We start from the raw sequence: 26,426 nt of genomic DNA on the forward strand, positions 1-26,426 counted from the left end.
AGTTTGGAAGAAAGATTGTAAAAGTAACTCTGCTGTGAAGGAACGGGAAAAATCTCAAAAAGACACGTGTAATGGTTACGAACTCCTGAACGAAAACAACGCACCCAATGTTATTACCGCTTTGCTAGAGTACCATCCCCAGTATTGATAAGCTGCATGCGTGATTTAGCAGGTTCTTGATCATCTCAGCGCCTATTTGAGTTTCTGTAATTCTCTTAGTAATCAAGAGTTTTAGCAATATGAAAACCAAGCATTCGTAATGGGAAGAAAAAATCCTTAGGCTTTTGGAATCTAGAAACGAAGGAATGTACTTATAGGCTTGGAGAAGCTACCGGCGATTACTAAGCCCCGCCAATCACCTTCACAAACTTGATAATAAAGTTATATTCAGTGGATGGCTTTTTCTCTTGCAAATTCTGTAACTCATCTACGGTCGGGTTGCGTTATAAATGGCCTCTCCTAGGGAATGCCCCTTTAAAAATTCTGCAATGCTTTTAATTGACAGAAACAAAAGTTTGATGGAAAAGGGTACGTTTCTTAGGAAATAATATGGACTTCGGAAATTTTTAATACTTTTAGTTAACAGCATCAATCACTTAAAAGGGGTATCAAGGATGATTAGACTAAAAAGTATTTTTATCAAAAACTATAGGTCTATAGGTTCCGAAGGAATTACTATTGAATTTCCAGAAAACCAACCCGTTGTAATAATTGGGGAAAACAACTCTGGGAAAACGAATATATTACGTGCCGTAGATGTTCTATTCGGAGAGTGGAATCCGAAATATAAAGAGTTTGAGGCTTGGGATTTTTTTAACAGAAGTGAAGAGAACATAATTGAGCTTAAGGCAGAAATAGAGCAATTCGATGGTATGTTACGTGAATCTTCATCAACTCTCAAGCGCTTGGAACTAAAAGTTGAGAAGGGGAAACAAAATGTCTTAACTATCATCAACGAAGACGGAAGTAACGATGAGCGTCAAGCGAATTACGTTCGAGAACAAATCGCTTCGATTTTTATTATGTCTGAGCGCAACTTAGCGTATCAATTGAGTTACGCAAACAAGTATACATTACTATCCAGAGTTACTAAAAGATTTCACGAGAGCCTTGTTGAAAATAAAGAAAGAGTTGAAGCGCTAAAACATTATTACGAGAGCATTATAGATGTGTTTAATGAAGTAGAGGAATTCAAAGAATTTAAGAAAATGATAAGTGGAAGTATGAATAATTTTCTTTCAAACATGTCTTACGCACTTGGGATAGATTTTTCTGCGTACGACCCTAGCAATTATTATAAGAATTTACGGCTAGTTCCCGTTGAGAACAATGTTGTTCGTGAACTTGAGGAACTTGGTACGGGGCAACAGCAAATACTGGCTATTTCTTTGGCATATGCATATGCAAAAGCTTTCAAAAGCGATTCAAGCCTGATTCTAATTATAGACGAACCCGAGAGTCATTTACATCCTATGGCTCAGAAATATGTGGCGAAGGTTCTTTACGAAATGGCAAAAAATGGCTTGCAGGTTATTATTTCAACACATAGCCCATATTTTGTTGACTTAGAATATTTAGAGGGAATTAACGTTGTTAGAAGAGAAAATGGTTCTACCAGAGTGAAACAGATAAGGCGTGAAGGATTAGCTAGATATTGCCAAGAACATGGAGCTACTAAAGCGAGTCCTGACAAGATAGTACCATTCTATGCAAAAAGCGCTACTCCAAGCATTCTTCGGGGGTTATTTTCCAAGAAAGTGGTCTTGGTGGAAGGACCTTCGGAAGAACTTGCATTGCCAATTTATCTAGAAAAGGTTGGGCTAGATTTGGTCAAGGAAGGAATCGATGTGATCAGTGTTGGAGGCAAGGGTGAAATACCAAAGTGGTGGCGTTTCTTTACTGTATTTGATATTCCCTGCTATGTTTGTTTCGATAATGATTCTAGTAAAGACAACGGTAGGAAGAAAACAACCGACATTTTGAATACAATAGGAATGGCTGAGAAAAACTTCTACAACGATTTTATTGAAGATAACTGGGTTATAACTGCATCTTGTTGTGTGTTTGAGAAAGATTTTGAGGACTCTCTTAGGAAGCATTTTAAAGAATATACTATGTTGGAGGAGAATGTAAGGAACCAACTTGGAGACTCGAAACCGCTTGTTGCAAGAGAGGTTGCATTGGCGCTTTGCACAAGCCACTTCAGGGAAGATGATGAAGGTTGGCAAAAATTTAGAAAACTTAAGGATGTTCTACTGAAATTACGAAGATAGTAGAAGGATTAAATAACAGCGTTAACCTTCCCTTAGTTCTGCCAGTGAAGTTCTATGAACCACAGTTTAAGCCTGTAATAGGGTGAAGCTTAAGCGTTTTCATGAAAAGTCCTTATGCCTATTGAGAGATTTTACATTAAAATCAACGCAAACTTCCCGAATCCCTTCCACAAAAATTCACGGTTTAACATACACACACCACCCACGGTCTATTGTTGTTTGGATCTTATTGAAAATCCTTTTAGATTTGGCCGTGAACGGTTCTTTTGTTTTTTGATTTTGAATTAGCTTTGCAGTAAAATAGAAGTTAAAAGTTGGTTGTTAATTTTTGGTAGGTAAGGGTGATGGTTGTATGGCGTATTATTCTGGAAATTTGAAATTGATTGTTGACTGGCGTGATGACGTTTTGATGGATTTTGTTGATGATTTAACCTTAGAGCATATCGAAGGTCAATTGCTTTGGGAAGAGGCTTGGCATTCGTGTGCGCTTGATGGTGTTGTAGTGCCATTTGAAGAAATGGATGCAGTTAAAGAAATCGCTGCTAAGAGGTTGGAGTATTCAGAAGAGATAATCGAGAAGATGTTGAAAGGCAAGATTAGTGAGAAAAAATTGTCTAATGTTTTGAGCTACTCGTTTGATGATATAAAACCAAGCTGGGCGGAAGTGATAAGGTACTACGAAGTTGCCATGGCGATGTATGGTATGGCACTGGAGATGCGCGAAAATGTGTTGTTTTTACTTCCAAAACTGCCAAGGTTGATTCACAGAAGTCTGTTCTATGGTATCCCTGGGAAGGAGAAGAGTGGGGAGTACAGAAAGACATCAAGTATCGAAGATGCCGGTGTGCCATCTTTGCTGAAAGAACTCGCCCCAAAGGATAATATCGAAGAGTTTATGAAAATTTGGTCTGAGTTTACGAGGCTTTTGTTTGTGCAAAGGTGGAATTACACATTGGATAATGTTGAGTACTCTCACGCATTGTTCATGAGCATCCTACCTTTCGAGTACGGAAATGGTCGAGTTGGTCGGATTATCATGAACATGCTTCTTTTGATGGCTAAGTACGGGAATGCAATTATTTCATCAGAAGAAGAGGAAAAGAAGATGTACTTCAGAGGACTTGAGAGAGGAGCAAAGGTATTCCACGAACAGTTTGTATCAGGCCAGACACTTCCAATGCAATTGGCAATTCTATACCAAATGCGAAGAAGTAGCGATTTGATAAAAAGCATTGTGTACGGTTTGGCTGATTCGTATGATATTTTGCTAAATTATTATCTGAAGGATAAGCTTGTTCCATTGAGCGAGTTTGTTAAGCAGAGTGGGAAGAAGCTTTCTGAAGTTCAGCGGTTGGTGCGAAGTAGAAAGCTGATTCGCAAAAAGATAGACGGAGAATGGTATGTATATCCTGAAATTGCACCAAAATCACTCGAGGAATTTCTTGGTTCTGGTAGGATGAATACCGTTGAGAAAGAATCCAAGCAAAATGATGGGGCAAAAAAGAAGAACAAGAAATAGTTTTTAATTCATTTGCAGGTTCACGATTATACCATTCAAAGCTGTACGAAAGAAGAAGTGATTAAAATTGGGCCGGCAAGAATACTTTGATGCAAAACATGACCTGTTGAAAGGTCAATTTTTATTTTTTTGATCTATAGGTAGGTCAAGATTTGGCTGTTGCATCAACTTGCCAAAATGATGCGTCATGATGCGTTGCTGATGCGTCAACATATCTCTGTGATGCATCAATTTTATACCATGATGCATCAGTTCTGAAGTAATGCCAAGCTGTAAGTATCTAAAACTTGTGGATTTCTAAAACAGAGCTAAAATGAAAAACAGCCAGGCACCTGCCTGGCTTTTTTCAATCATTTACTCATCCTCACCATCTGAATAGAATAGTTCATTTAATTCTGCCATTTCATCCGGTGAAACATAGTCGAATCGAATGGGTGTAAACGGTAAGTGCGTGCATTTGGGTGGCTTTTTGCCGTACATCATTATAGATACTACTTTGTTTCTTATGTACCAGTTCAAAAACTGCTCTTCATCTCCCCTTCCGTCGAATTCTTGCGAGGCTGCTATAGGGATGTATCAAGTGGTTTGTTCATTTGATTGTTAATGCCCAAAAAATGCCATCCTTTCGGTAAGCTGTGCCTTTATTATTAATTGGTGTATTAGGATTTAAGTACGCAGAGATTTTGCGCCGTAAAAGGTAACTGATACTTGGGAGGAATAAACAGCACGAAATGAATAAAGTGATAAAATATTAAATAGGATGCTATCAACGTATCTTCAAAGGAAGTGATATAGATGTCACAAGAGTGGCTACTTCCTGAGGAATTTACAGATAATGACTTTGAGGACTATGTTTCAGCATTATTACAAGTATCAGGAATGTTTGTAGAACGAAATGTTAAAATGGACAACACTCTCGAACTCGACGTAATAGTAACCGAGCTTTCTCAAAATGAGTCGCCAAGTACAACTATTGTCGAAGTTAAATCCGGCGACTGGGGCTTGGAAGATGTGTTCAAGCTCAAAGGCTGGATGGACTTTATCGGGGTAAATAAAGGGCTTTTTATCTACAGCACACGAAGAAAAAAGGAAATAAGCGAGGAAGTCAAAAGAAGATTTATGGAACTTGGGGTCCAACTGAGGTGTTTACCGCAAACTTTGAGTGAATTCGAAAAAGCTATCCAAATCCTATGTAATGAAGAACATGTTACTGTAGACGAAAAGGATGTCAAAATCTGGATGATTACACAACGAATTGAAAGAAAGTTGATGAACTTCTTAAGTTCCTTAAGAAAACATCCAGGAAAGAAATCCTCTCTACTCGAAAACTTTAAGGCAATATCTTCCAATACTAATGAGCATGCTGAACTTCTACATGAATACTATCGTATGATAAAGGACAAAGTGTTTTTCCTAAACGAGAATTTTGAAAAGCTGAAGGAACTTTACAGGGAATGTCAGAAAGGGAAGTATAGAGTTTCTGAACAGTGCGTAAGCGATCATTCAAAAAATCAAAGTGAAAAGACAGGAGGGATTCCAGAGGAGCTTTTTGAACGCACTTTTTACGATTGCGAATTCAATATACTTCAGATTTCCACGTATATAGAACATATGGTAAGGTTATCTATACTGAAGACTGCTGTCGGGCTAATGTTATGTAAAAACTGGAAAGACTCATATGAGGATGATGAATCGATACCAAAATCATTCTACGGTGGCTTGTGTACGCTTGAGAACGAAAGTTATTCTTTCCTCTATCCTGTTTTTTGGCAATGGTTCTTGCTAGTTTTTGGTGGTTTTATCTTGCGAGACCGTGAGAATGAGGAGTTTGAGATATTATCCAGAAAAACAAAGGTGCCAGTTGAGGGGATACGAAAAGCTTTAGAAGTGTACGACAGGTTTTTTCCAAAGTTTTACGGTTCAGAACCAAAACCGTGGTTTGTGGACTTGTCAAATGAACTAAAATTGGTCTCTTTGTTTTCATGTGTGTTTCAAGGTGTTGGAGTTTATTATCGAACTCTTTTGTATGGAAAGCCTGGTGATGTTAAGAGTCTTGGGATTTCTGATCGGCGCACGTTGGACTACTTAGAGAAGTGTTATCATCTTGCTGAGACTGTATTTAACTCAAAAGATTGAATCATGCACTAACGAGATACAGCTCTAGAAAGAACCATCTTTTGTTTCTTTCCACCAAAAAGTCACCTGGAAGTCAAGATTGGTAGGACGGAGCGTGGACAAGCTAATCAGTGATTAAGGCTTATATGTTAACTAAGTGAGTTAAAATGGAAACTGAAAAAGTTTTCCTCGTAAATGCCGTTGTTTATGTTTTGTACGCAAGCAAATCCTACCTTGATTCGTCCAAGAAGATAGAATCCCAGATAGCTATGATACTTAAGTCGTTCAGTGTAAACGTCTTCTCCTTCATCTAATTTGCCTTTTTTCGAAATGTACGATACATTGTACAAACCGAACCTGTTTGTCCGATTGGAAGCGAAGTTTATTTTATTTTTTCCTACCTGGTAGCATACTTTTTTGCACACTGCTCTCAGCTTTGGTTAACTGTTCCCGCTTCTTTCAGGCAGGTGTGATGAGGTTAAACGGGAGCAATCTCGGGATATACGTACCATTTTCCATCTATCTTTTTGCGAATTAGTTTTCTGGTGTTGAGCAAGTAGTTTACTTCGGACGGTTTTTTTCCGATTTGTTTTGCGAATTCGCTTAGTGGAATGAGTTTGGCGCTCAAATATTTTGTGAGCAAGATATCGTACGAATCCATCAAGCCGTATGCGATTGCTTTTGTAAGATGCCCGGTACGTTGTGCTTTGTATACGATTTCAAGTATCTTCAGTTCCGGTGGACCAAATTCCAAATTCGGTGTTAGTATGAGTGTAGCTATTTCAATTCCTTTTAGGTATGTTTCTTTGTCCTTCCCTTGGGATGGGATGATTGCGTTTAGGTAGGATGCAAGCATTAGTAGAATGTTCAGAATGATTCGACTGACTCGACCATTCCCATATTCAAAAGGTAGGATACTCATGAACAATGCGTGGGAATGTTCCGCAGCGTTAAACATGACCTCGTCAGTTAATCTTCTTTTTTTCAGCAAGAACAATGTGTATTCGGCCCAGAGCTCCATGAGTTTTTCGATGTTGTCTTCGGGAGCATATTTTACGAGCAGAGGTGTAATACCAAGGTCTTTGCTGAGTACTTTCTTGTTGTTTGGTTTTCTGTACTCTCCGGCTCTGTTCTTTTCCGGAATGCCGTAGAACAAGCTTGCGTGGATTATTTTTGGTAACAAATGAATTTGTTGGAGTATATTCATGTCTTCTTGCAATGCCAAGGCATACATTGAGGAAGCCACTTCAAAATATCTGATTAGCTCAGCCCAGCTCGGCTTTATTCTGTCAAATGAATAGCTGAGAACTTTTGAGAGTTCTTTTTGACTGAGCCTCCCTTGCAAGAATTCTTCAATAACTTTATCAGAAAGCACGGCTCGTTGTTCAGCTATTTGTTTGATTTGTTCTATTTCCTCTCGTGGTACGATAACACCATCGAGTGCACAAGAGTGCCAAGCTTCTTCCCAGAGCAATTGGTCGGTAATATCGTCTAATGGTAAGTCTCCGACAACGTCATCGAGCATAAATTCACGCCAGTTGGTTCTTGAAAGCAGGTTTCGAGGATTGTAGGACATGCCATTTCATCTCCTTTCCAGAGAGTTAATTGACACTCCCAATCCCCTAAAGGGGATCGGATTCTTAGTAGCTCAAGGCTACCTTCCATGGAGAAGTGCTTACTCCATGGCTACAAAGGTGTGGCTTAAATCTCACACCTTTGACGGGTGCCAATCCCGCTACTACTTGGTTGCTGCCAAGATACCTTTTATATATGTTTACTGCTCCTACTCCATCCCTGTGATACTCAAACCCACATTTTGCACACTTGTACCTGCGACCTTCTGAGTGATTTTGTTGTCCACACACCGGACACATTCTGCTTGTATAACTTTCTGAAATTTGCTCAACTTTTATCCCGTGCACCTGCGCTTTGTACATTATTAGGTTTGTTATTCGTCTAAAGCACCACTGATGCACTTTTTGCATTGCGTTGTCGTTGCCTTCTACTCTTTCTCGAATGTTTGTGACATCCCCTATCACGATGGTGTCTATTGCTTTTTGATAACACATCCCCACAAATTGGCTCGTGATTTTGTGCAGTATATCGTTCAGCTGGTTGCTTAGTTTTCTCAACAGTTTGTTTTTTGCTCTTAGAACCTTTCTGTACCTTCTTGAGTCTTTTTTGCATTTACTGACTGCAGTTTTGCCAGTTCTTTGTTCCTTAATGCACCACCATGATATGAAACGACTTCTTGACCATCAAAGAAGGCGATGGGACGGAGTATGCCCAAATCTACCGCTACAAGCTTTGTGTCTTTTTCTTTGCGCTCTTCAATCTTCACCTCTATTCCAAGGTGAAGATAGTATCTGCCTGCTTCATACACCAACTTAGCTTGTCTAATCTTTGCAGCAGATGGCAGACTTGTTTGAATCTCAAAAGGCTCTCTGTCTTTGCCTAAGGATAGCCTCAATCTACCATCGGGCAGAAGTTTGATTGCACTATCTTTCCAAATGAAGGGCATGAACTTTTTTGTTTTGTACGGTGGTTTTGCATCAGGATTGGACTTAAGGGCTTTAAAATAACCATCGAGGGCTTGGAAGTAGAGTTGGACAAACGCTTGCTTTGAGTGAGTGTGAATATTGATGCTGGAAGCCCAACGAAGGATAAACTTTTGTGCGCTATTTTCAGAAAGCCAGAAGTCTTTCTTTTGTTTGATTTTCCTGACAAGAGAAAGAGTTTTGTTGTAGATTCTTGCTGCAGTTTGGTTAAGTTCGTTGCACATAGTATACAATTCAGCTGGAACAGGAACTTTGTAGGTTCGGATTATATATTTTGGCATGTGCGCTGGCTCACCTCCTTTCTTAACAATTATACTAGATTTCTTGAACAAAACTTGCAAGCCCTTACTACTCCCCTAAAGGAGAGTAGCTTGCGGGCTTGTTAATGTACTGTCAATCTCAAAACAAGTGAAGGTTTTGAGTACGTGGGATCAGTAGATTTTAAAAGCACTGGAAATTATACATTTTCACCACCCCATTCCGAGTGTCCACATGGGAATGGCATTTCTCACCGGCAGGTCTATATCGTCCCTTATCGCATAATGTGCCTGCTTTCTTTTCTTGTTAGCCCCTCCTATTTCTATGGTTATGTTGTTGTATACGTAGTCACCTTTTGTTTCATCTTTTTGAGCCAATAGTGTCCCTCTATCTTTTAGTGCAAAGACGACAAATGCTTCACGGAAGTTGCCGATTTCTCCATCCAATGCGCTGTAGATAACTGGGTCTGAGAAGAATATTTTCGCACCTTTTGAGTATGGGCTTTCGATGAGAGATTTTTGAACGATGGTTACGAGCCCGACTTGGCCCATGGCATTTAGAAGTTGATAGAGCTTTTCTTTGCTCAGTCTCCATTCTTTGCACATGCTTTCTACGTTTATTGTCGGTATTTTCGAGTATGCCAAATAGCTAACGATGGCGTTCATGACTCCGAAATGGTTCTCACTTAGTGTACCAACGATGTGAGGGATATCGTAGTAGATGGATTTTTGGATGATGTTCATGATGCGGTCTTTGAAGTTTGGTTCAGTGTAGAATGGTCTTGTGCCGTGGTCTTTATAGGATTTGAAGTATTTCATCACGTCGACCTCTCGGAGTATTTTCATCGATATATCCGATAGTTCGCTACTGAACGGGTCGGTAATAACAGGCAGTATTTTTCCTGTCTCAAAGTGTATGAACTCTCGTAAAGACATGAGGGGAAGTGAGATGATAACGAATCTTCGCGAGAGTTCCGCGATGCTTTTGTGCAGCATTATCGAACTACTATCACTAATCCATATTTTTTTGTTCGGAAATGAATCGTAAAGACTTTTGAGTTGGATTCCCCAATCTTTTAGAAAATGTATTTCATCGATGATTATTCCATCGTAGGATGAAAGGATATGTTGGCTCAGCTCGTAGAACGGGACAACACCAACAAGCGGGTCGTCTGCGGATATGTAGAACATGTTTTCTTCCTGCGCGATTGAGAGCAGGAATGTCGTTTTTCCACTACCACGAGGTCCACATAATAATATTCCTCTGCTTACGAAGCGCTTTTTCAATTCCTCAAAGTACAATCTTCGCTTTGCTGGAAGAAAAGATATAGACCTTTTCATTCTCAATTCAAGTAGTTCCAGCACATTCTCGATGTTCATGACCTACACCTCCAAGTGTTGTGCAAGTTTCAGAACTATTATACATCATTTTCGTTCTTTTTCAAAACGAAAAATGCAAAAAATTTAGAAACCGTTCTCTAACAGAACGATTTTGTTTGAAATTCGTTCTCTATGGAAACGAATCGGTAGAACGATTTGGAGCTTATGCTTACAAGATTAAGGATAGATAGTGTCTGAGCGTGTTCACTCTTCAGGTTCTTCTTCCAGCTCTTCTTCGTATCAGGATACTGCTTTGGTGGCTTGCCGAAGATTTCAAGGATTGCAGGGGATTTCTTGTTCGGTTCTGGTTCGGTGATTTTCTTTAGTTCCACAATGAACTGCCACTCATCGCCGTAGTCAAATAGGAATAGCATTTTTTGGCGGGGTCATGTGAAAACTTGGCAGACTTTGACTTTTTTTACACCTTTCTTTGTCGGTAGGTTCTTGATTATACGCTCCACTAATTTGTACTTCTCGGGTGGCAGGTCTGAGAATAATTTTTTAAGGTCCACTATGCCTTCATCACCTTCCAAGTCTGTTTTGAGTTCGTATCGTACTTTTGAGTTGATCCAGTTTTTTGTGTTGTCAAAAAAGTCGAAGAGATGGTCGAAATCAAATTCGAAAGCGTCGATGATCGTTAATCCCGGTCGATAGGGTGTGGTTTTGCCCAGAACTGCGATGACTGGGTACGGTGGCTCATCAACTTCTTCCAAGAATGGCGCACGTATCCAAGATTTTGCGAGGGTGACTCTGAAGATGTAGAGATTGTTGTTTAATTGAGAGCTGCTGAGAGTTTTTTCGTTTTTGCCTTTCGTGCGTTCAAACTTTCTTTTTTCTTGCTTGTACACTCATTATTTTAACAAATTTTGGCTTTAGAATTTTTGAATCAAAGCTGTTGAAAGCGGAAGATTTGTGGTATAATATTTTTGGGACCACCCTTGACCTCTCGTTTGTTTGGATTATTTGAAAATCCTTTTGAATTGGGGCGTGGGTGGTCCCTTTGTTTTATATTTAAAAACAGTCTTGAGACATCACTAAGTTAGATGGGAGACTGGAAAAGTGAGAAGAAATAGTCAAAGCTGTAGTTGTGTGTGGTGAGATTAAAGCGACAGATGAGGCCAAGAACTTTGCAAAAAAACACATAAATTGTAAGCGACAGAAAATAAAGTACATTTTTAAAGGCTCTTGCTAATCGTGAGTACGACTTTGTGATAAAATAAAGATAGCTGTGATTGAACAATGTTCTGTCTTTTCGTATTACACTAAAGTTATTAACAAATTTCACAGGTGTAACTACTTGTCCAGATGTCGCTTTTTAACTTCAAACAGGACAAAGGGATGCTGTTCGAAAATTATTTAGATAAAGAAACTTTGGTTCAGATGTATACAGCCTCTCGAAAAAAGTGGACAAAATACGGAGGTTACAATATGAATAACATGTTAACAAGGCTAGTAGAGTGCAGAAGAAGTGTTTTTAAACCTATCTTTGTTGAAATAACAAATAAAGAATGGTTATATAGGCTTAAGGAAGAAACAAGGAATTCCCTGATGATTGAGGGCATTTTTGTGGATGAGGATGAATTAGACAGAGCTTTGAATACAAACTACAAGTCGGCAAGTGAAGTGGTGAATTATTTTAAAACGGCAAGATTTTTCTACAATCTAGCTTTTGAGTATTCCAAGACGCAGGAAAAGTTGTTGACTGTTGCTTTAGTGAGAACATGCCATAGAATGTTGTTTGATGGTTTAATCCAGAATGAGAGCCGACTTGGAAATTTTAGATATGGACCAATAAAGATAACTGGTGCGAAAATTAAACCGTCAGAATACGATATTGCAGACTGGGTTAAGTTGTGGATCAGATATGTAGAATATGCCTATCAAAAACACCCAGTTCACGAAGCCACCGCAAGAACTCATGTGTTGTTTGAAAGCATCCATCCTTTCGAGGATGGTAACGGCAGGATAGGTAGAATTTTGACAAATACTATTTTGATCTACTATGGATATTTGAATATAGTAGTTAAAGGTATGGATGACAGTGAGCGTATGGAATATATTAAGGCGTTGGAAAGTGCGGAAAAAGGGATTAGAAAGTTGTTCCGAGAGTCAGCAAACGATCAAACGCCAGAGAAGATAGATGCAATGTTCTCAACGGAGGATACAAAACCACTTGCAAGAATGATAGCGTACAGTTTAATCGAGGCTTTTGATAGGGAAATTTGTTCTGCTAATAGGGATAAATTGGTTAAAGTCGACGAATTTGCAAATCAGATTGGAAAGAGTGCGGATGCAGTGAGAAAGATGATAGAACGTAAGCAATTAATTGCGATAAAGCCAGAGGGTAGGTGGTTGGTGTATCCACAACTTTTGAGTGATTGTACAATAGAATGATAAGTATTTAACCTTGTGGATTTTAAAAACACCGAAGATTGGAAAAACGAAAAACGCCAGGCGCCTGCCTGGCTTTTTCAGTCGTTCAATCATCCTCACCATCTGAATAGAATAGTTCATTTAATTCTGCAAGCTCATCTGGGGAAACGTAGTCGAAGCGAATGGGTGTGAATGGCAAATGTGTGCACTTTGGTGGTTTTTTGCCGTACATCATTATAGATACTACTTTGTTTCTTATGTACCAATTCAAAAACTGCTCTTCATCTCCCCTTCCGTCGAATTCTTTAAGGCCTACCATTAGAATATACCAAATAGTCTGTTCGAGGTCTTCATACGAATAGAGGAATGCCTTGTTGATACCCCAAAAGTATGCCGTCCATCTGCGCACGAGGTGCTTGTAGCTTAGCACTTTTTCGTGCCATTTGCGGATGTCTTCTGATTTTGCGGCTGGTTGTTGGTCTTGCTCTTCTTGCCCGAATTGTTCTTCAAACGGATTTTGTTTACCTTGTTGCATTGGATTAACCTCCTTGCAGATGAGTTTTGAGGATGGTTACCAGTGGGGGGTGTATACATACGTATACATATAATACCAAAATTTTCTCCCCTATGTCAAGGGGAGAGTGACAAGGGAAAGATACAAAACGCATGCCAATTAGATGTATCTACTGAGTTTTACACTTTCTTTGGATAAATTTTTTGTTCCACGAAGGGATACAACTAATTGGAGGTGGTTGTATGGCGAGTGTGTCGAATCCGTTCAAGATTGGTAAGTTGTACAGTGCTAAAGATTTTATCGATAGATGGAAAGAGTACGAGAGTCTTTGCAGTGCAATCGAGAGCGGAAACAACGCTGTAGTTGTTGCTCCAAGAAGGTTTGGCAAGACTTGGCTGCTTCAAAAGTTTATGGCTGAAAGCGGTTATCCTGCGGTCTATGTTGATTTGTTCGGGTTATTTTCACTGCGCGGGTTTGTGCAAAAGGTTGTGAAGCAGGTATACGAGCTTTTGAAAGAAGAAAGTCCCATGGTGTTTGTTGGTAAGTATTTGAAGAATTTTGCAAGGTATGTAAAGTTTTCAGTTGATTTGGGAAGTGTTTCATTTGCGCTGGATGGTGATGTGAGTGATGATATACTCATTGAGCAGATGTATGAGCTTTTGGAAGGTGCACAGAAGGCCGTTGGCCGAAGGCTTGTTGTGATTCTTGATGAATTCCAAGCCTATGGAGCTATATCTGAAAGGTTGCCCGAGAGTTTGAGGAGTTTTTTCCAAACAAGAAGCGATGTGCTTTTTGTCTTTTCCGGCTCGATGAGGCATATGATAGAAGAGTTGTTCTTTGAAGCATCCGGTGTTTTATACCATTCCTGTTTGCGAATCGATATGACGAGCATGTTGCCTGAAAATGAGTGTGTTGAATATATCCTCAGAAAGTTTGAGGAAACGGATAAGAATATAAGTTTAGAGAGTGCAAGGAAGGTATACGAGCTTACGAAAGGGCATCCGTATTTTCTTCAACTTTTGTGCTATGAACTGTGGAACAAAACGGAAAGTTCTTCGGGTATCGAGCAGGTGGAAGAGGTATTTGATTATCTGTGCGATAGGGAGGCGTACGGGTACGATATGATAATCGAAACACTCGACTACAAGTATTTAAGAAATGTGCTAAAATTAATAAGTGAACAGGATGGGGATTATTTTAGTGCGGAGAATTTGGAAAAGTACAAACTCCCCAGTGCAGGTGCACTGAACAAACTTCTCAAAAGATTGACGCAGCACGGCATACTGGAAAAGCAAGGCAGAGGGAAGTATCAGATAATCGATCCGCTGTTTGAGAGGTATGTAGTGAGAAGGTTGGATTAAACATACGGGAGATGAATGGAGACGCAAGAAACTTAAGAGAGTATGTTAAAGTCTGAAGAATCATTTGCTTGCTGCGCGCTTTTAAGCTTCTTTAGAACAGTACTCGAAAGGTAGTTAATGTTTCGATAATGACAAGAAGCGCAACCAGAAAATGAGGCTATTTGACTTAACAAAAAAGGTAGCGTTGTGCACCTGTGCGGATACGAATTGGTTAAGATTAAGTCTAACTATGGGATGTTGATGGTTTATCTTTCATAGTTTATCAAGTTTTAAGGTAGGAAATTAATAAACATTGTATAGAAAGATTTCTGCAGTTTGTCTGCCATCACATATATCGGCAGTGATTGTAAGCTCCACAGACTTTACTTTGAACCACAACACTTGTGGATTTTTTTTTGAGATGTTCTTTTACTGAGTCTAGTTTTTTATTTTTGATTATAAGATTTCAAAATTCAAAATTTCGTAAGTAGCAAGTGATTTTCTTGCATCTGTTTGAATTTATATTGTAGTAACTTTTGGATCTAATTCTTCTCAGTTTGGGGTGATTTGGGTGTTCACACACATTTTCCTTACCGACAGCATTTACACTCATAATTACGTGAAGTTTATCCTCAGGAATTTCCCTGCGGAAGACCATGTGTTTTGGACAGTTAAACCAGATATTTACCATGATCTTAGTAATGCTCAAATCAAGAAAATAGATCCAGAGGATTTGATCGATACTTTTAGATTATATCGTTTTGCAAGAAATTCGAGAAAAGTAATCATACATTCGCTATTTTACACCAAATTCTATCCTGTTCTTTTTGTGCAACGGTCGCTATTAAGAAAAGCGGTTTGGATCATTTGGGGTGCAGATTTGTATTCTTATTTGAATTCACACATAATTAACAAGCCAAAGAAATTCAAGCTCAAAGTAAAAGCGTATATGTACAAAAAGATTGTGCAGAATTTGAGGTGGATAGGTAGTTTGGTCAAAGGAGATTACGACCGATTAGCTGAGCATATAGACACCAAAGCAGAGTGGAGGCATTTGTTCTATCCGAATCCCGTTGACTTTGATTTGCTTGATAAGATCCTTGAAAATAACTCTGGTAGAAGTGAATCCAAGATAGTACTGTTGAACCACAGTTCAAGAGCAGATGGATTTCATATTGAAGCACTTAACTTCTTAAGAAACTATGTGACTCACAACACAAAAATAATCTGTCCTTTGTCGTACGGGAATAAGGATTATGCACAATACGTGATTGAGTGTGGACAAGAAATGTACGGTGAAAGATTCGTGCCATTAACGGAGTTTTTGAATCCTCAGGAGTACGGCAAGCTGCTTAATTCAGTAGATGTAGCAGTGTTTAACCACAGCTATCAAGCTGGACTGGGGAATATACTTGCCTTGCTCTATCTTGGAAAAAAAGTATACATCAGGTCAGAAACGAGTCCATGGAAAATGTTAATAGATCTTGGTGTCAAAGTATTTGACACCAACTGTTTAACTGGTGGTAGAGAAACCGATTTCTGGTACATGAGTGAAGAAGATAGAGAGAATAATCGCAGGATAATCAGAAGAGAGTTCTCAGAGGAAAAGTGTGCACAATTGTGGAGAAGTTTTTTTGAAGAAGGTGATTGATGTGAAGGGGATAGTCTTGGCTGGGGGTTCGGGTACTCGCTTTTATCCTGCCACAATAGCGGTGAACAAACAACTTCTACCATTGTACGACAAACCGCTGATATACTATCCGCTCTCTGTCCTAATGCTTGCAGGAATTCGAGAGATTCTCGTTATTTCAAGTGCCGAGTATTTACCACTTTATCAAAAACTGCTTGGTGATGGTTCGCACATAGGTGTTCGTTTTGAGTACAAAGTTCAGCAAGAGCCAAGAGGCATTGCTGAAGCTTTTCTGATTGGGGAAGATTTTATTGAGGATGATCCAGTGTGCCTTGTGCTTGGGGATAATGTGTTCTTCGGTCAAGCGTTTTCACCAATACTTCAGCAAGCAGCAACCTTAAAAGAAGGTGCGATAATTTTTGCCTATCCTGTGCGAAATCCAAAAGACTTTGGCGTAGTTGAGTTCGATGAGAATTTCAACGCGATAAGTATTGAAGAAAAACCGGAAAATCCAAAATCAAACTACGCGGTACCAGGTTTGTATTTCTACGATAACAATGTCGTGGAAATAGCAAAGACGATAAAACCAAGTTGGAGGAATGAACTTGAGATTACGGATGTGAATAAGGAGTATTTAAAGATGGGGAAGTTGAAGGTGATACCATTGGGCAGGGGCTTTGCATGGCTTGATACGGGCACACCGGAAAGTTTTCTTGAGGCAGCGAATTTCGTTGCAACGATACAAAAACGCCAGGGATTTTACATCGCTTGCTTAGAAGAGATAGCATACCGCATGGGGTTCATATCGAGAGAGCAATTAGTTGAGCTTGGAAAAAGGATGGAGAAAACGGAGTATGGTAGGTATCTGTTAGAAATAGGGGGAGAAGAACGATGATAAATGTGACGAGAAGTGTAATGCCGAGTTTGGAAAAATACGAGGAAAAGATAGAAAAGCTTTGGGAAACGCGGTGGCTGACGAACAATGGAAGCTATCTACAAGAACTTGAGCAGAAATTGTCAGAGAGGTTTGGGACAAATTGTGTGGTGGTATCAAACGGAACGCTCGCACTTTTGATTGCAGTTGAGCTTTTTGAATTTCCGAAAGGCTCAGAGATTATTGTAACACCGTTCACATTCGCAGCGACAGTTGAAGCAATAATCTGGCAAGGATATGTTCCTGTGTTTGCTGACATTGATCCAGAGACGTTCAATATTTCTCCATCCGAAATAGAAGAAAAGATAACAGAAAAGACAGTGGCGGTCATGCCGGTGCACGTGTTCGGAAATCCATGCGAAGTTGAACGAATCGAAGAAATAGCTAAGAAGCATAACTTAAAAGTAATATACGATGCCGCACACTGCTTTGATGTGTATTACAAGGGTAATTCGATATACAAATACGGTGATGTTTCAATAGCGAGTTTTCATGCAACAAAGGTGTTCCACACAATAGAAGGTGGAGCGATAATGTCTGATAATAGTGAATTAATAAGAAAAGCAAAGAGATTAAGGAATTTTGGATTTGATGAGAATATAAACATAGTTGAAGCGGGAATAAATGCGAAGATGAATGAGTTTCAAGCTGTGATGGGGCTTTTGAACCTTGAAATTGTTGACGAAGAGATAGCAAAAAGAAAGATGGTTTTTGAAAAATACAAACATTTGCTCTCAGAAGCTAGGGTAGAGTTTCAAAAAATAAATCCATTCACCACAAAGTACAACTATATATACATGCCCGTTTTGTTTGAGACCGAGCAGGTAAGGGACTTGGTCTTTGAGGAGCTTAAAGTGGCAGGGTACAACACGCGAAAGTACTTTTATCCTTCGCTGAATAAGGTATTTTCAAACCAGTCGTGCCCCAATTCTGAGAACATAGCTTCACGGATACTACACTTGCCTTTGTACGGTGATTTGGAAGGTGAACATGTTGAGAACGTATGCAACATCATCATGAAAATAGCGGGGGTGAAGTGATGATGGCTGTCAGAACGTCATTCTATACAAGGGAAGAACTGGAAGAAATAGGATTTGCAAAGCTTGGGCAGAATGTTCTGATAAGCAGAAAGGCTTCTATATATTCACCTGAGTTGATGGAAATCGGGGATAACGTAAGGATAGATGATTTCTGTATAATTTCTGGAAAGATAAGATTGGGCAATTATATCCATATTGCATCTGGATGCTATCTTTTTGCTGGAGAGTATGGTATAGAAATGGAAAACTTTTCTGGTCTGTCAAGTAGGGTTACAATATATGCTGTGACCGATGACTACAGCGGTAAATATTTGACAAATCCTACTGTACCTGAAGAATACAGAAATGTGATTGGGGGTAAGGTTCACATTGGAAAACATGTAATTATAGGTACTGGGTCAACCGTGCTCCCAGGTGTGGAGATTGGAGAAGGTGCGGCCATAGGTGCTATGAGCTTGGTTACGAAATCTATACAACCATGGAAAATAGCAGTCGGTATACCTGCAAAGGAAATTCGTGAAAGAAGTAGGGATTTGCTTGAACTAGAACAACAGTTTTTAAAAGGCAGGTCGGACGCAAAATGAAATACTTAATTACCGGTGGAGCAGGTTTCATTGGAACGAATTTTATCTATTACATGCTTGAGAAACATCCCGAGAATGAGTATGTGTGTTTGGACAAACTGACGTACGCAGGTAATTTGGCTAATTTGAAGAAAGCAATGGAATACAAGAACTTTCGGTTCGTTAAAGGTGATATAGGGGATAGGGAGTTTGTGTTTAGTTTGTTCGAGCAAGAAAAGTTCGATATTGTTGTGAACTTTGCAGCAGAATCGCACGTTGATAGATCCATCGAAAATCCTGGCCCTTTTCTTACTACAAACGTGCTTGGAACACAAGTGTTGCTTGATGCGTGCAGAAAGTACGGAATAGTAAGATTTCATCAGATTTCAACGGATGAAGTTTATGGGGATTTGCCACTTGACAGGCCTGAGTTGAAATTCAAAGAAAGTGATCCTTTGAAACCATCTTCACCGTACTCAGCTTCAAAAGCGTCAGCTGATTTGCTCGTGCTTGCATATCACAGAACGTACGGTTTGCCTGTTACCATCTCAAGGTGTTCAAACAACTACGGACCGTACCAGTTTCCAGAAAAACTGATACCACTGATGATAATAAATGCGATGAACGAAAAAGAGCTACCGGTTTATGGAGCAGGGCAGAACGTAAGGGATTGGATATACGTAACAGACCACTGCGAAGCGATAGAATTGATACTTGAGAAAGGCAGGGTGGGGGAAGTGTATAACATAGGTGGAAATTGCGAGAAGAGGAATATAGATGTTGTGAAGATGATAGTTCAAAAGTTAGGAAAGCCGGAAGAATTGATAAGGTATGTGAAAGACAGGCCGGGGCATGATTTGAGATATGCGATGGATATTAGTAAGATGAGAGAAGAATTCGGATGGGAGCCGAAGGTTGGATTTGAGGAAGGGATCGAAAAGACGATAGAGTGGTACAGAAGTAATAAAGAATGGTGGATGGAAATTATTAACGGGGAGTACATGGAGTATTATGATAGAATGTACAGTAAGAGGTAGTAAAAATCGATTTGATGACAGCAAATTTTAGCACAATAGTGGTTACAACTTTGACCTTGAAGTAGTTTTTCTATATTTTTTATAAACTGAGCATTTAGAATACATTGGAGGCTACGATTTGAAATGAAGAAATACATAAAATCTTACTTTTCATTTTCTCTTGGAATCTGGTTAAAAGCCTTTATATCTGTGGTTACAGCTCCAATTATTTCATATTTGATATCACCTGAAGAGTTTGGCAAGGCTTCCATGTTCTTGGTTGCTTTTTCGGTGCTAAATATAATTGCTTTGTTAGGAACCGACCAAGCTTATGTTAGGTTTTTCAACGAGTACGAGAAAGAAAAAAGGGCCTTTCTTTTTTCAAATAGTCTTTACACGTCCTTGATTAGTGCCACTTTTATTTCTATGATAATTTTGATAGCTGATAAGAAAGTAAGTTTACTATTATACGGTTCGGAGCACAGATTCGTTAATTTATTACTAGTTATTACAGTTTATATATCGATATTCCAAACTTTTAACCAGTTCACGGTCATGATGGAAGGTAATGGATTTCTTTATTCTTTGATAAATGTTGCAAATACTTTGGTCACTATTCTATCTACAATATTTTTTGCTTTGATGCTGAACAGGAGTTTTTATGCTATTGTTTTAGGCAATCTATTCGGATATTTGGCTGCGATAGTAGTCGGTGCAACAAAAACCCCGAGTTATTGGAAATTACGTCGAATGAATTGGACTGAGGTCAAGAAGATCCTGGCTTTTGGAGTTCCACTGGTTCCAACATTCTTGGTTTCTTGGGTCTACACATCAATTGATAGGATAAGTTTAAGGCAGTACGGCACACTTGAAGAGATTGGACTGTACAGCGCAGCGTATAGAATCGTTACTGCGATCAATATTATTCAAGGCGGGTTCTCGTCTTTTTGGATTTCGACAGCGTACAAGGAGTATGAGAAAGATAAGAACAACACTCAGTTCTTTAAAAAGGCTCACGATATGGTTGGGCTCGTTTTGTTTATAGTTGCGTTTTTGGTCCTTGGATTCAAAGACGTTATATTCTTGATTTTTTCTAAAAGCTACAGAGTGAGTGCTAATATAGCTCCTTTCCTTATTCTCATGCCAATTTTGTATTCTCTTTCAGAAACAACGGTTGGTGGTATAAATTTTACTAAAAAGACATATTGGCATTTTGTCATCCTAATTGTTTGTGCTGCGACAAATTTCTTAGGGAACTCGATGCTTGTGCCTTTGTATGGTGCCAAAGGAGCTGCTGTTTCAACTGGTCTTTCTTATGTTATGTTTTATTTCATGAGAACGCTGATTTCAGAAAAAGTCTTTCGTGTTGGTTATGATTTAAGGAAGTCGACTATAGGTATCGTGCTCCTCATTATCGCAGCAGGTATTGGAACTCTTACAAGCAAGATTAGTGTGAACCTGTTAGTCATGCTTACTAGTATGGGCTTGGTTGTTCTGGTTTATAAGGAAGAAGCAAGTTTCTTGCTTGGAAGTGTGAAGCAGCTTCTCAAATCGAAATCGGATAATTCTTGGTAGTATTTGGGGGTGCAACGATGTGCGGCATTGCTGGGATAATAAAAACCGATGATGTTCCAGTTCGACAAGATGAGATCAAGAAGATGACAGATGTGGTAGCCCATCGAGGTCCCGATGGGGAGGGGTTCTATTTTGGAAAAAACTTCGCATTCGGACACAGAAGGTTGGCGATAATTGATTTAACCGATGCGGGAAAACAGCCGATGAGGTATGAAGGTAAAAATGGTACATATGTTATTACTTACAATGGTGAGGTGTACAATTACATAGAATTGAAAGAGGAACTTATTAAAGACGGGTATGTATTCAATACGCACACAGATACAGAAGTAATTCTTGCTGCGTACGATAAGTGGGGAAGGGATTGTGTTAAGAGATTCAACGGGATGTGGGCGTTTGCAATATACGATGAGAAGCGGAATGAGATATTCCTCTCAAGGGACAGGTTTGGAATAAAGCCGCTTTATTATACAAAACTCGGTAATTATTTTGCGTTTGGTTCTGAGATAAAGCAGTTCACAGTGCTTGATGGTTGGAAGGCTAAATTAAACAGAGCAAGGGCGTATGATTTTCTTGCGTTGTCAATTTCAGATCACACCGAAGAAACGCTTTTTGATGGTGTATACCAGTTATTTCCAGGGTTCAATCTTGTGTACGACCTTTCAACGCACAAATACGCACTTTTTAAATGGTATGACCTAAATGATATCAAAGAAAATAAAGATATCTCCTTTGATGAAGCCTGCCGAATGTTTAGAGAACTTTTGTTCGACTCGGTGCGGATACATCTAAGAAGCGATGTGAAGGTCGGTTCGTGTCTTTCCGGGGGACTTGACAGTTCAACACTTGTTTGCGTTATGAACAGGTTAATAGATAACAAAGAAAATCAGGAAACAGTATCGGCAACGACGGAAGTCAAAAGACACAGGGAAATTGAATACGCACAAGAGGTGGCGAAATACACAGGTGTTAAGTTGCACGTCATTTATCCTACTTTCGATGAGCTAAGTGAAAAACTCCAAGAGATAGTGTGGTATCATGATATGCCGTTTGGTTCAACGTTTATATTTGCACAGTGGAAGGTTTTTGAGACCGCTCGAAAGAACGGACTGATAGTTATGCTCGATGGACAAGGTGCTGATGAGATTCTGGCAGGGTACCACCATGTGTATGGACCTTTCCTGGCTTCTCTTCTTAGGAAATTGGATATAGGTAGATTTTTCAAAGAGTTTAATGCAATTTCAAAGCTTGGATATTCAAAAGGGTTAATTTTCAAGCTTGTGATGGCTAATTTAATCCCACAGATGCTTGCTGGAAAGCTCAGGAAGTTAAGGCGTAAAGAGTCCTTTTTTAGAAGTGTTGAAGGTGCATCTGATTTCTCATTTACATACAAAAACATGCGTGATTACAGGATAGATATGTTTTACAAAACAAGTTTGCTACCACTGTTGAGATACGAGGATAGAGATTCTATGAGATTTTCCGTCGAGGGAAGAGTGCCATATCTTGATTACCGCCTTGTTGAGTTTATGCTTTCGCTTCCTGAGAAGTATCTTGTTCAAAACGGAGTTACGAAAGTAATTTTAAGAAATGCGATGCGCGGTATAGTACCTGACAAGGTGCTTGATAGAAAAGATAAGCTGGGATTTGAAACACCGGAGAATGTCTGGATGAGAGAGCACGGGGATTTTGTTCTGCAAAAAGTAAAAGAAGCCATAGAGCTGTCTGGAGGACTTGTAAGCGAAAAGTTCATAGATTACGTAAGAGACTTTCTTGAGTCGAAAATACAGTACGATCGAGTAATATGGAGAGTACTCATCTTTGGAGAATGGATTAAGAAGTTCGATGTTCGAGTCTAATGGAGTGATAGTAGTGAATGTACTCATAATCGGATATCTCCATGACAAGTACGATAAGCGTGTTTTTAGGACAGTGAATGCGCTTTCAAAGAGAGCAAAAGTGATGTATCAGTACTTCTCAAAACAACCAGCAAAGCCATACTATGAAGGTAATGTTCATTATTATCCTCTGACTAAGTCAAGCGAAAGAAATCCTTTAAAAAAGATTAAGAGCAGGGTTGATTTCGATAGAAGTATCGTGAAACTTATAAAAACTGCAGAATACGACATCCTTTACATGCACGCTTTTCCTTTTAGTATGCCGCTGGCTGCTTTTAAGTGGGCAAAGAAAAGGAATAAAGTGGTTGTCTATGACCTTCACGAACTTCATCCAGAAGACATGTTCGAGAACTTGCCTGCTCCGTTGAGATATTTGAAAAGGTTTATCTTTTGGAATGTTTTTCGCAAGCAAATAGAACTGTGTGACAAGATAATCTGCGTTTCACAAGATACAGAAACTACAATATTTGAAAAGATAGGCCTGAGAAAGCCGAGTCTTGTTGTTCCGAATTATGCTTCCCTTAAGTTGAGCAGTCCATCGAAAAACAAGGAAATATGCATAGTTGGGAAGACACCGAGAGGTTTATCGCAAGCACATATAAAGTTGCTGAGTAGATTAAATGAGGCAGGTTTTTTGATAAAGGTTATAGGTTATACACCTAACTTTCCAGACGATTTGAAATACATCAGTTTGGAAGCTCTTCCGTATGAGAGAATGATGGAGGAGATTTCAAAATCGGCTTTTAGTTTTATTTCGTATGACCCACCTTCGGGTAAATCAAGTAAGAACTATATGTTTGCTTTACCAAATAAGTTTTTTGATTCAATATCAGCAGGAACACCAGTGATTGTCAGGGACAGTTTTGTGACGATGAGCAAGCTTGTGAAGGAGTTGGGAATAGGAGTGGTTATAGAGCCAGAGGATGTTGATAAATCGGTGGAAGATATACTTAGAGCATATGAGAATTACGAAATACTTTTTGAAAACGTGGTGAAATACCAAGACATGTTCGTTTGGGACGAGGTCAAGGAAAAGGAGTTTGTTGAGTTTGTGATTGGATAAATAGAGCTATGCATCATATCAACACAAGCCAGGCATGCGGTCTGGCTTTTTTTGTTTGTTTGGTTAGGTTCAAACGTTGCAATTTTTCTTTGGCGCTTCGATTTCTTAGTAGAAGGCACTTAAATGGTATGATAAAATTAGTTAGCGAAGAATTAATTGTGTTTTGGCTCTCAAAAGGAGATAATGTCAAAAGGAGAGTGGATTGAGAATGCGCATTGGCATTGTCTTTGGCACAAGACCTGAAATTATCAAGGTTGCGCCTGTGTATTTAAAAGCCAAAGAGATGAGTTTGGACGCAGATTTTATCTGCACAGGTCAGCATCGGGAAATGGTTGATATGATGAAAGGGATATTCGGAGTTGATTCAGATATCGACATGAACATCATGACGGCAAACCAGACTTTGAACGATGTGATGTACAAGGTGGTCCAAGGTTTTGAGGAGCTTTTGAAGAAGCGAGAATACGATTGGATTTTGGTTCAGGGCGATACGACAACAGCGATGGCAGCCGCACTTGCTTCGTTCAACAGGGGTGTTAAGGTTGGGCATATAGAAGCTGGTTTGAGAAGTGGGGATTTGTACGACCCGTTCCCTGAAGAGATGAACAGAAGAGTCATTGACCAAGTTTCTGAGAAGATGTTTGCACCAACGCAAAAGTCAAAGGAAACACTTCTGAGGGAAGGATTCGACGAAAGTAGAATTGTTGTTACTGGAAATACGGTGATAGATGCACAGATGTACGTAATGAATCACTTCGACCTTGATGGCATCAGGAAGAAGATAATTGACCATGAGAATTACTTTCTTGTCACGTTACACAGAAGGGAGAACATAGGGCAAAGGATGAGGAATATTCTCAGCGCACTGAGAAAGTTTTCAGAAAGAGAAGGAATTGAGATAGTTTTTCCTGTGCACAAAAATCCAAAGGTGAGAGAGGTTGTTTACGATGTGCTCGAAGGATGCAAAACGGCACATTTATTGGAGCCTGTAGATTACGTCGAACTCACTGCTCTTTTAAAGGGCGCAAGGTTTGTTGCTACAGACAGCGGTGGGATACAGGAAGAAGCACCAACGTTTGGAAAATTCGTTGCTGTGTGCAGAGAAACAACGGAGCGGCCTGAGTTGATAGAAAGCGGATTTGGTGTTCTGGCTGGCACGCAGGAAGAGAGCGTGTTGGATGCACTCTACAAAGCGGTTGATTTTGAGCCACACGATTTGAGAAATCCGTTTGGTGATGGGAAAGCATCCGAGAGGATACTCAAATCGCTCATGGAGGAAAATAGATGAAGAAGGTACTTGTAATAGGCTACATGCATCCAAAAGATGATAAGCGTGTGCACAGAACGGTGAAAGCACTCTCAAAAGTTGCACACGTGTTCTATCAGTACTTGACCGATATGCCTGAGAAAGAATACAGAGATGGGAACATACATTATCTTCCCATCGAATGGCACGAGAATGTGAATGCAAACGCTTTCGTTAAGCTTTGGAAGAGGCGAAAGCTCGATAAAAAGATAGTGGACTTAATAGAGAATTCGGACTATGATATTCTTTACATGCACCACTTTTTGCCTTCAAAACCAATTGAACCTTTTGTGTATGCAAAAAAGAAGGGGAAAAGAATAGTTTACGATGTGCATGAGTACCATCCAGAGAATTTTCTATCGAATTTTTCTGGAATAATTGGAAAATTGAAGACTGCGATTATGAGAAGTATATTTGAACGGCAAATTGAGTTGTCTGATAAGCTTGTGTTTGTGTCTTACGAACAGATGGAGTATTCGTTGAGAGGAAGAAAAAAAGAATGCTTGGTTGTTCCAAATTATGCGAGTATCGTGTTATCGAGTACCGAAAAGGAAAAGTCAATTGTCTATGTTGGGAAGATAACAAGAGCCCTTGGTGAAGAGGAACAGGTTGTAAAAGAACTTATCAGACAAGGTTTTATTTTCAAAATAGTAGGTATGGATTCAAAAGCTTTCTCGAACATTAATCATATTTGTACTGGCTTTCTTCCGTATGAGGAAATGATGAAAGAGATATCGAAGGCTTCATTTTCGCTCGTGTCCTTTAAAACTACTGGGAGAGAAGATTACAAGAATGATTTATGGTCGTTGCCGCATAAATTTTTCGACTCGCTTGCCGCAAGCACTCCGGTGATTGTGAGCGATAGATTTGTTTCCTTGAGACGAGTTGTTGAGGAACTTGGCGTAGGTGTGGTGATTAATCCAAAAGATGTTGATGGCTCAGTGAGGAAGATACTGGAAGCGTATAAAGAATACGATAAGCTTTTAGCGGATGTTGAGAGGTACAAAGATAGATTCGTTTGGGATGAAAGAAAAGAGAAAGAGTTCATTGAGTTCGTTCTTGGATAAGAATA

General features: G+C 39.4%; 22 protein-coding genes and 1 pseudogene. 16 read left to right on the top strand and 7 right to left on the bottom strand.

Translation table 11 applies throughout. From position 1 onward, the window contains the following. Positions 1-614 precede the first annotated feature (614 nt). Together CBS1_RS08495 and CBS1_RS08500 are read left to right on the top strand one after the other, a co-directional pair. Complete coding sequence (locus CBS1_RS08495; protein WP_033191478.1) at positions 615-2,273, top strand: ATP-dependent nuclease; 1,659 nt, start codon at positions 615-617, stop codon at positions 2,271-2,273. Between the two features lie 328 nt (positions 2,274-2,601). Further along, positions 2,602-3,792 (top strand): Fic family protein, encoded by a 1,191-nt coding sequence (locus CBS1_RS08500; protein WP_128998146.1) that lies wholly within the window; start codon positions 2,602-2,604, stop codon positions 3,790-3,792. Positions 3,793-4,146: 354 nt separating this feature from the next. Here the strand turns inward: CBS1_RS08500 and CBS1_RS08505 are convergent, their stop codons facing one another. Beyond that, positions 4,147-4,311 (bottom strand): hypothetical protein, encoded by a 165-nt coding sequence (locus CBS1_RS08505; RefSeq protein WP_241685511.1) that lies wholly within the window; start codon positions 4,309-4,311, stop codon positions 4,147-4,149. Positions 4,312-4,587: 276 nt separating this feature from the next. Between CBS1_RS08505 and CBS1_RS08510 the strand changes: the two genes are divergently transcribed. After that, a complete protein-coding gene (locus tag CBS1_RS08510) occupies positions 4,588-5,928 on the top strand; it encodes a restriction endonuclease (protein ID WP_090223293.1) in 1,341 nt (446 codons plus the stop codon). Positions 5,929-6,074: 146 nt separating this feature from the next. Next, positions 6,075-6,221 carry a hypothetical protein gene (locus CBS1_RS10365; protein ID WP_164969263.1) on the top strand — a complete coding sequence of 49 codons (147 nt, stop codon included), beginning with the start codon at positions 6,075-6,077 and terminating at the stop codon, positions 6,219-6,221. Between the two features lie 164 nt (positions 6,222-6,385). On the opposite strand, the gene CBS1_RS08515 is transcribed toward CBS1_RS10365, so the two are convergent. The 5 genes and pseudogenes from CBS1_RS08515 to CBS1_RS08535 all read right to left on the bottom strand — a co-directional run bounded on the left by CBS1_RS08515 (position 6,386) and on the right by CBS1_RS08535 (position 10,815). Continuing rightward, a complete protein-coding gene (locus CBS1_RS08515) occupies positions 6,386-7,483 on the bottom strand; it encodes a Fic family protein (RefSeq protein WP_033191474.1) in 1,098 nt (365 codons plus the stop codon). A 64-nt stretch (positions 7,484-7,547) separates the two neighbouring features. Beyond that, positions 7,548-8,746 (bottom strand): annotated as a pseudogene (locus CBS1_RS10865) (RNA-guided endonuclease InsQ/TnpB family protein). Positions 8,747-8,932: 186 nt separating this feature from the next. Next, the gene (locus CBS1_RS08525) at positions 8,933-10,102 is read right to left on the bottom strand and encodes an ATP-binding protein (RefSeq protein ID WP_033191473.1); all 1,170 of its coding nucleotides are present in this window, start codon (positions 10,100-10,102) and stop codon (positions 8,933-8,935) included. 98 nt (positions 10,103-10,200) lie between these two features. Beyond that, on the bottom strand, positions 10,201-10,476 hold the full coding sequence (locus CBS1_RS08530; RefSeq protein WP_249477096.1) for a plasmid pRiA4b ORF-3 family protein: 276 nt from the start codon (positions 10,474-10,476) through the stop codon (positions 10,201-10,203). Positions 10,477-10,488: 12 nt separating this feature from the next. After that, entirely contained in the window at positions 10,489-10,815 is a 327-nt protein-coding gene (locus CBS1_RS08535; RefSeq protein WP_128998148.1) for a hypothetical protein, read from the bottom strand. A 715-nt stretch (positions 10,816-11,530) separates the two neighbouring features. Between CBS1_RS08535 and CBS1_RS08540 the strand changes: the two genes are divergently transcribed. Then, complete coding sequence (locus tag CBS1_RS08540) at positions 11,531-12,496, top strand: Fic family protein (RefSeq protein WP_164969264.1); 966 nt, start codon at positions 11,531-11,533, stop codon at positions 12,494-12,496. Positions 12,497-12,581: 85 nt separating this feature from the next. On the opposite strand, the gene CBS1_RS08545 is transcribed toward CBS1_RS08540, so the two are convergent. Then, the gene (locus CBS1_RS08545) at positions 12,582-13,010 is read right to left on the bottom strand and encodes a hypothetical protein (RefSeq protein WP_052107114.1); all 429 of its coding nucleotides are present in this window, start codon (positions 13,008-13,010) and stop codon (positions 12,582-12,584) included. Positions 13,011-13,231: 221 nt separating this feature from the next. On the opposite strand from CBS1_RS08545, the gene CBS1_RS08550 reads away from it, so the two are divergent. The 11 genes from CBS1_RS08550 to CBS1_RS08600 all read left to right on the top strand — a co-directional run bounded on the left by CBS1_RS08550 (position 13,232) and on the right by CBS1_RS08600 (position 26,421). Further along, positions 13,232-14,350, top strand: coding sequence for an AAA family ATPase (locus tag CBS1_RS08550; protein WP_033191470.1), 1,119 nt, complete (start codon positions 13,232-13,234; stop codon positions 14,348-14,350). Between the two features lie 550 nt (positions 14,351-14,900). After that, a complete protein-coding gene (locus CBS1_RS08555; RefSeq protein WP_033191469.1) occupies positions 14,901-15,980 on the top strand; it encodes a TDP-N-acetylfucosamine:lipid II N-acetylfucosaminyltransferase family protein in 1,080 nt (359 codons plus the stop codon). Position 15,981: 1 nt separating this feature from the next. Continuing rightward, positions 15,982-16,854, top strand: coding sequence for a glucose-1-phosphate thymidylyltransferase RfbA (rfbA, locus tag CBS1_RS08560; RefSeq protein WP_090223256.1), 873 nt, complete (start codon positions 15,982-15,984; stop codon positions 16,852-16,854). Then, positions 16,851-17,933, top strand: coding sequence for a DegT/DnrJ/EryC1/StrS family aminotransferase (locus tag CBS1_RS08565; protein ID WP_090223254.1), 1,083 nt, complete (start codon positions 16,851-16,853; stop codon positions 17,931-17,933). The genes rfbA and CBS1_RS08565 overlap by 4 nt, the downstream gene beginning before the upstream one ends. Further along, complete coding sequence (locus CBS1_RS08570) at positions 17,933-18,517, top strand: acyltransferase (protein ID WP_236938418.1); 585 nt, start codon at positions 17,933-17,935, stop codon at positions 18,515-18,517. Before CBS1_RS08565 ends, CBS1_RS08570 begins: the two co-directional genes overlap by 1 nt. Next, positions 18,514-19,533 carry a dTDP-glucose 4,6-dehydratase gene (rfbB, locus tag CBS1_RS08575; protein ID WP_033191467.1) on the top strand — a complete coding sequence of 340 codons (1,020 nt, stop codon included), beginning with the start codon at positions 18,514-18,516 and terminating at the stop codon, positions 19,531-19,533. Before CBS1_RS08570 ends, rfbB begins: the two co-directional genes overlap by 4 nt. Positions 19,534-19,656: 123 nt before the next feature. Beyond that, positions 19,657-21,087, top strand: a complete 1,431-nt coding sequence (locus CBS1_RS08580) for a lipopolysaccharide biosynthesis protein (RefSeq protein ID WP_033191466.1) — start codon at positions 19,657-19,659, stop codon at positions 21,085-21,087. 17 nt (positions 21,088-21,104) lie between these two features. Next, the gene (asnB, locus tag CBS1_RS08585) at positions 21,105-22,946 is read left to right on the top strand and encodes an asparagine synthase (glutamine-hydrolyzing) (protein WP_090223252.1); all 1,842 of its coding nucleotides are present in this window, start codon (positions 21,105-21,107) and stop codon (positions 22,944-22,946) included. Positions 22,947-22,959: 13 nt separating this feature from the next. Then, on the top strand, positions 22,960-24,048 hold the full coding sequence (locus tag CBS1_RS08590) for a glycosyltransferase (RefSeq protein ID WP_090223250.1): 1,089 nt from the start codon (positions 22,960-22,962) through the stop codon (positions 24,046-24,048). Between the two features lie 208 nt (positions 24,049-24,256). Next, a complete protein-coding gene (wecB, locus tag CBS1_RS08595; protein WP_090223249.1) occupies positions 24,257-25,336 on the top strand; it encodes a non-hydrolyzing UDP-N-acetylglucosamine 2-epimerase in 1,080 nt (359 codons plus the stop codon). Next, positions 25,333-26,421, top strand: a complete 1,089-nt coding sequence (locus CBS1_RS08600; protein WP_090223247.1) for a glycosyltransferase — start codon at positions 25,333-25,335, stop codon at positions 26,419-26,421. Before wecB ends, CBS1_RS08600 begins: the two co-directional genes overlap by 4 nt. Positions 26,422-26,426 lie beyond the last annotated feature (5 nt).

The sequence above is a fragment of the Fervidobacterium changbaicum genome (assembly GCF_004117075.1).
Lineage (GTDB): Bacteria > Thermotogota > Thermotogae > Thermotogales > Fervidobacteriaceae > Fervidobacterium > Fervidobacterium islandicum.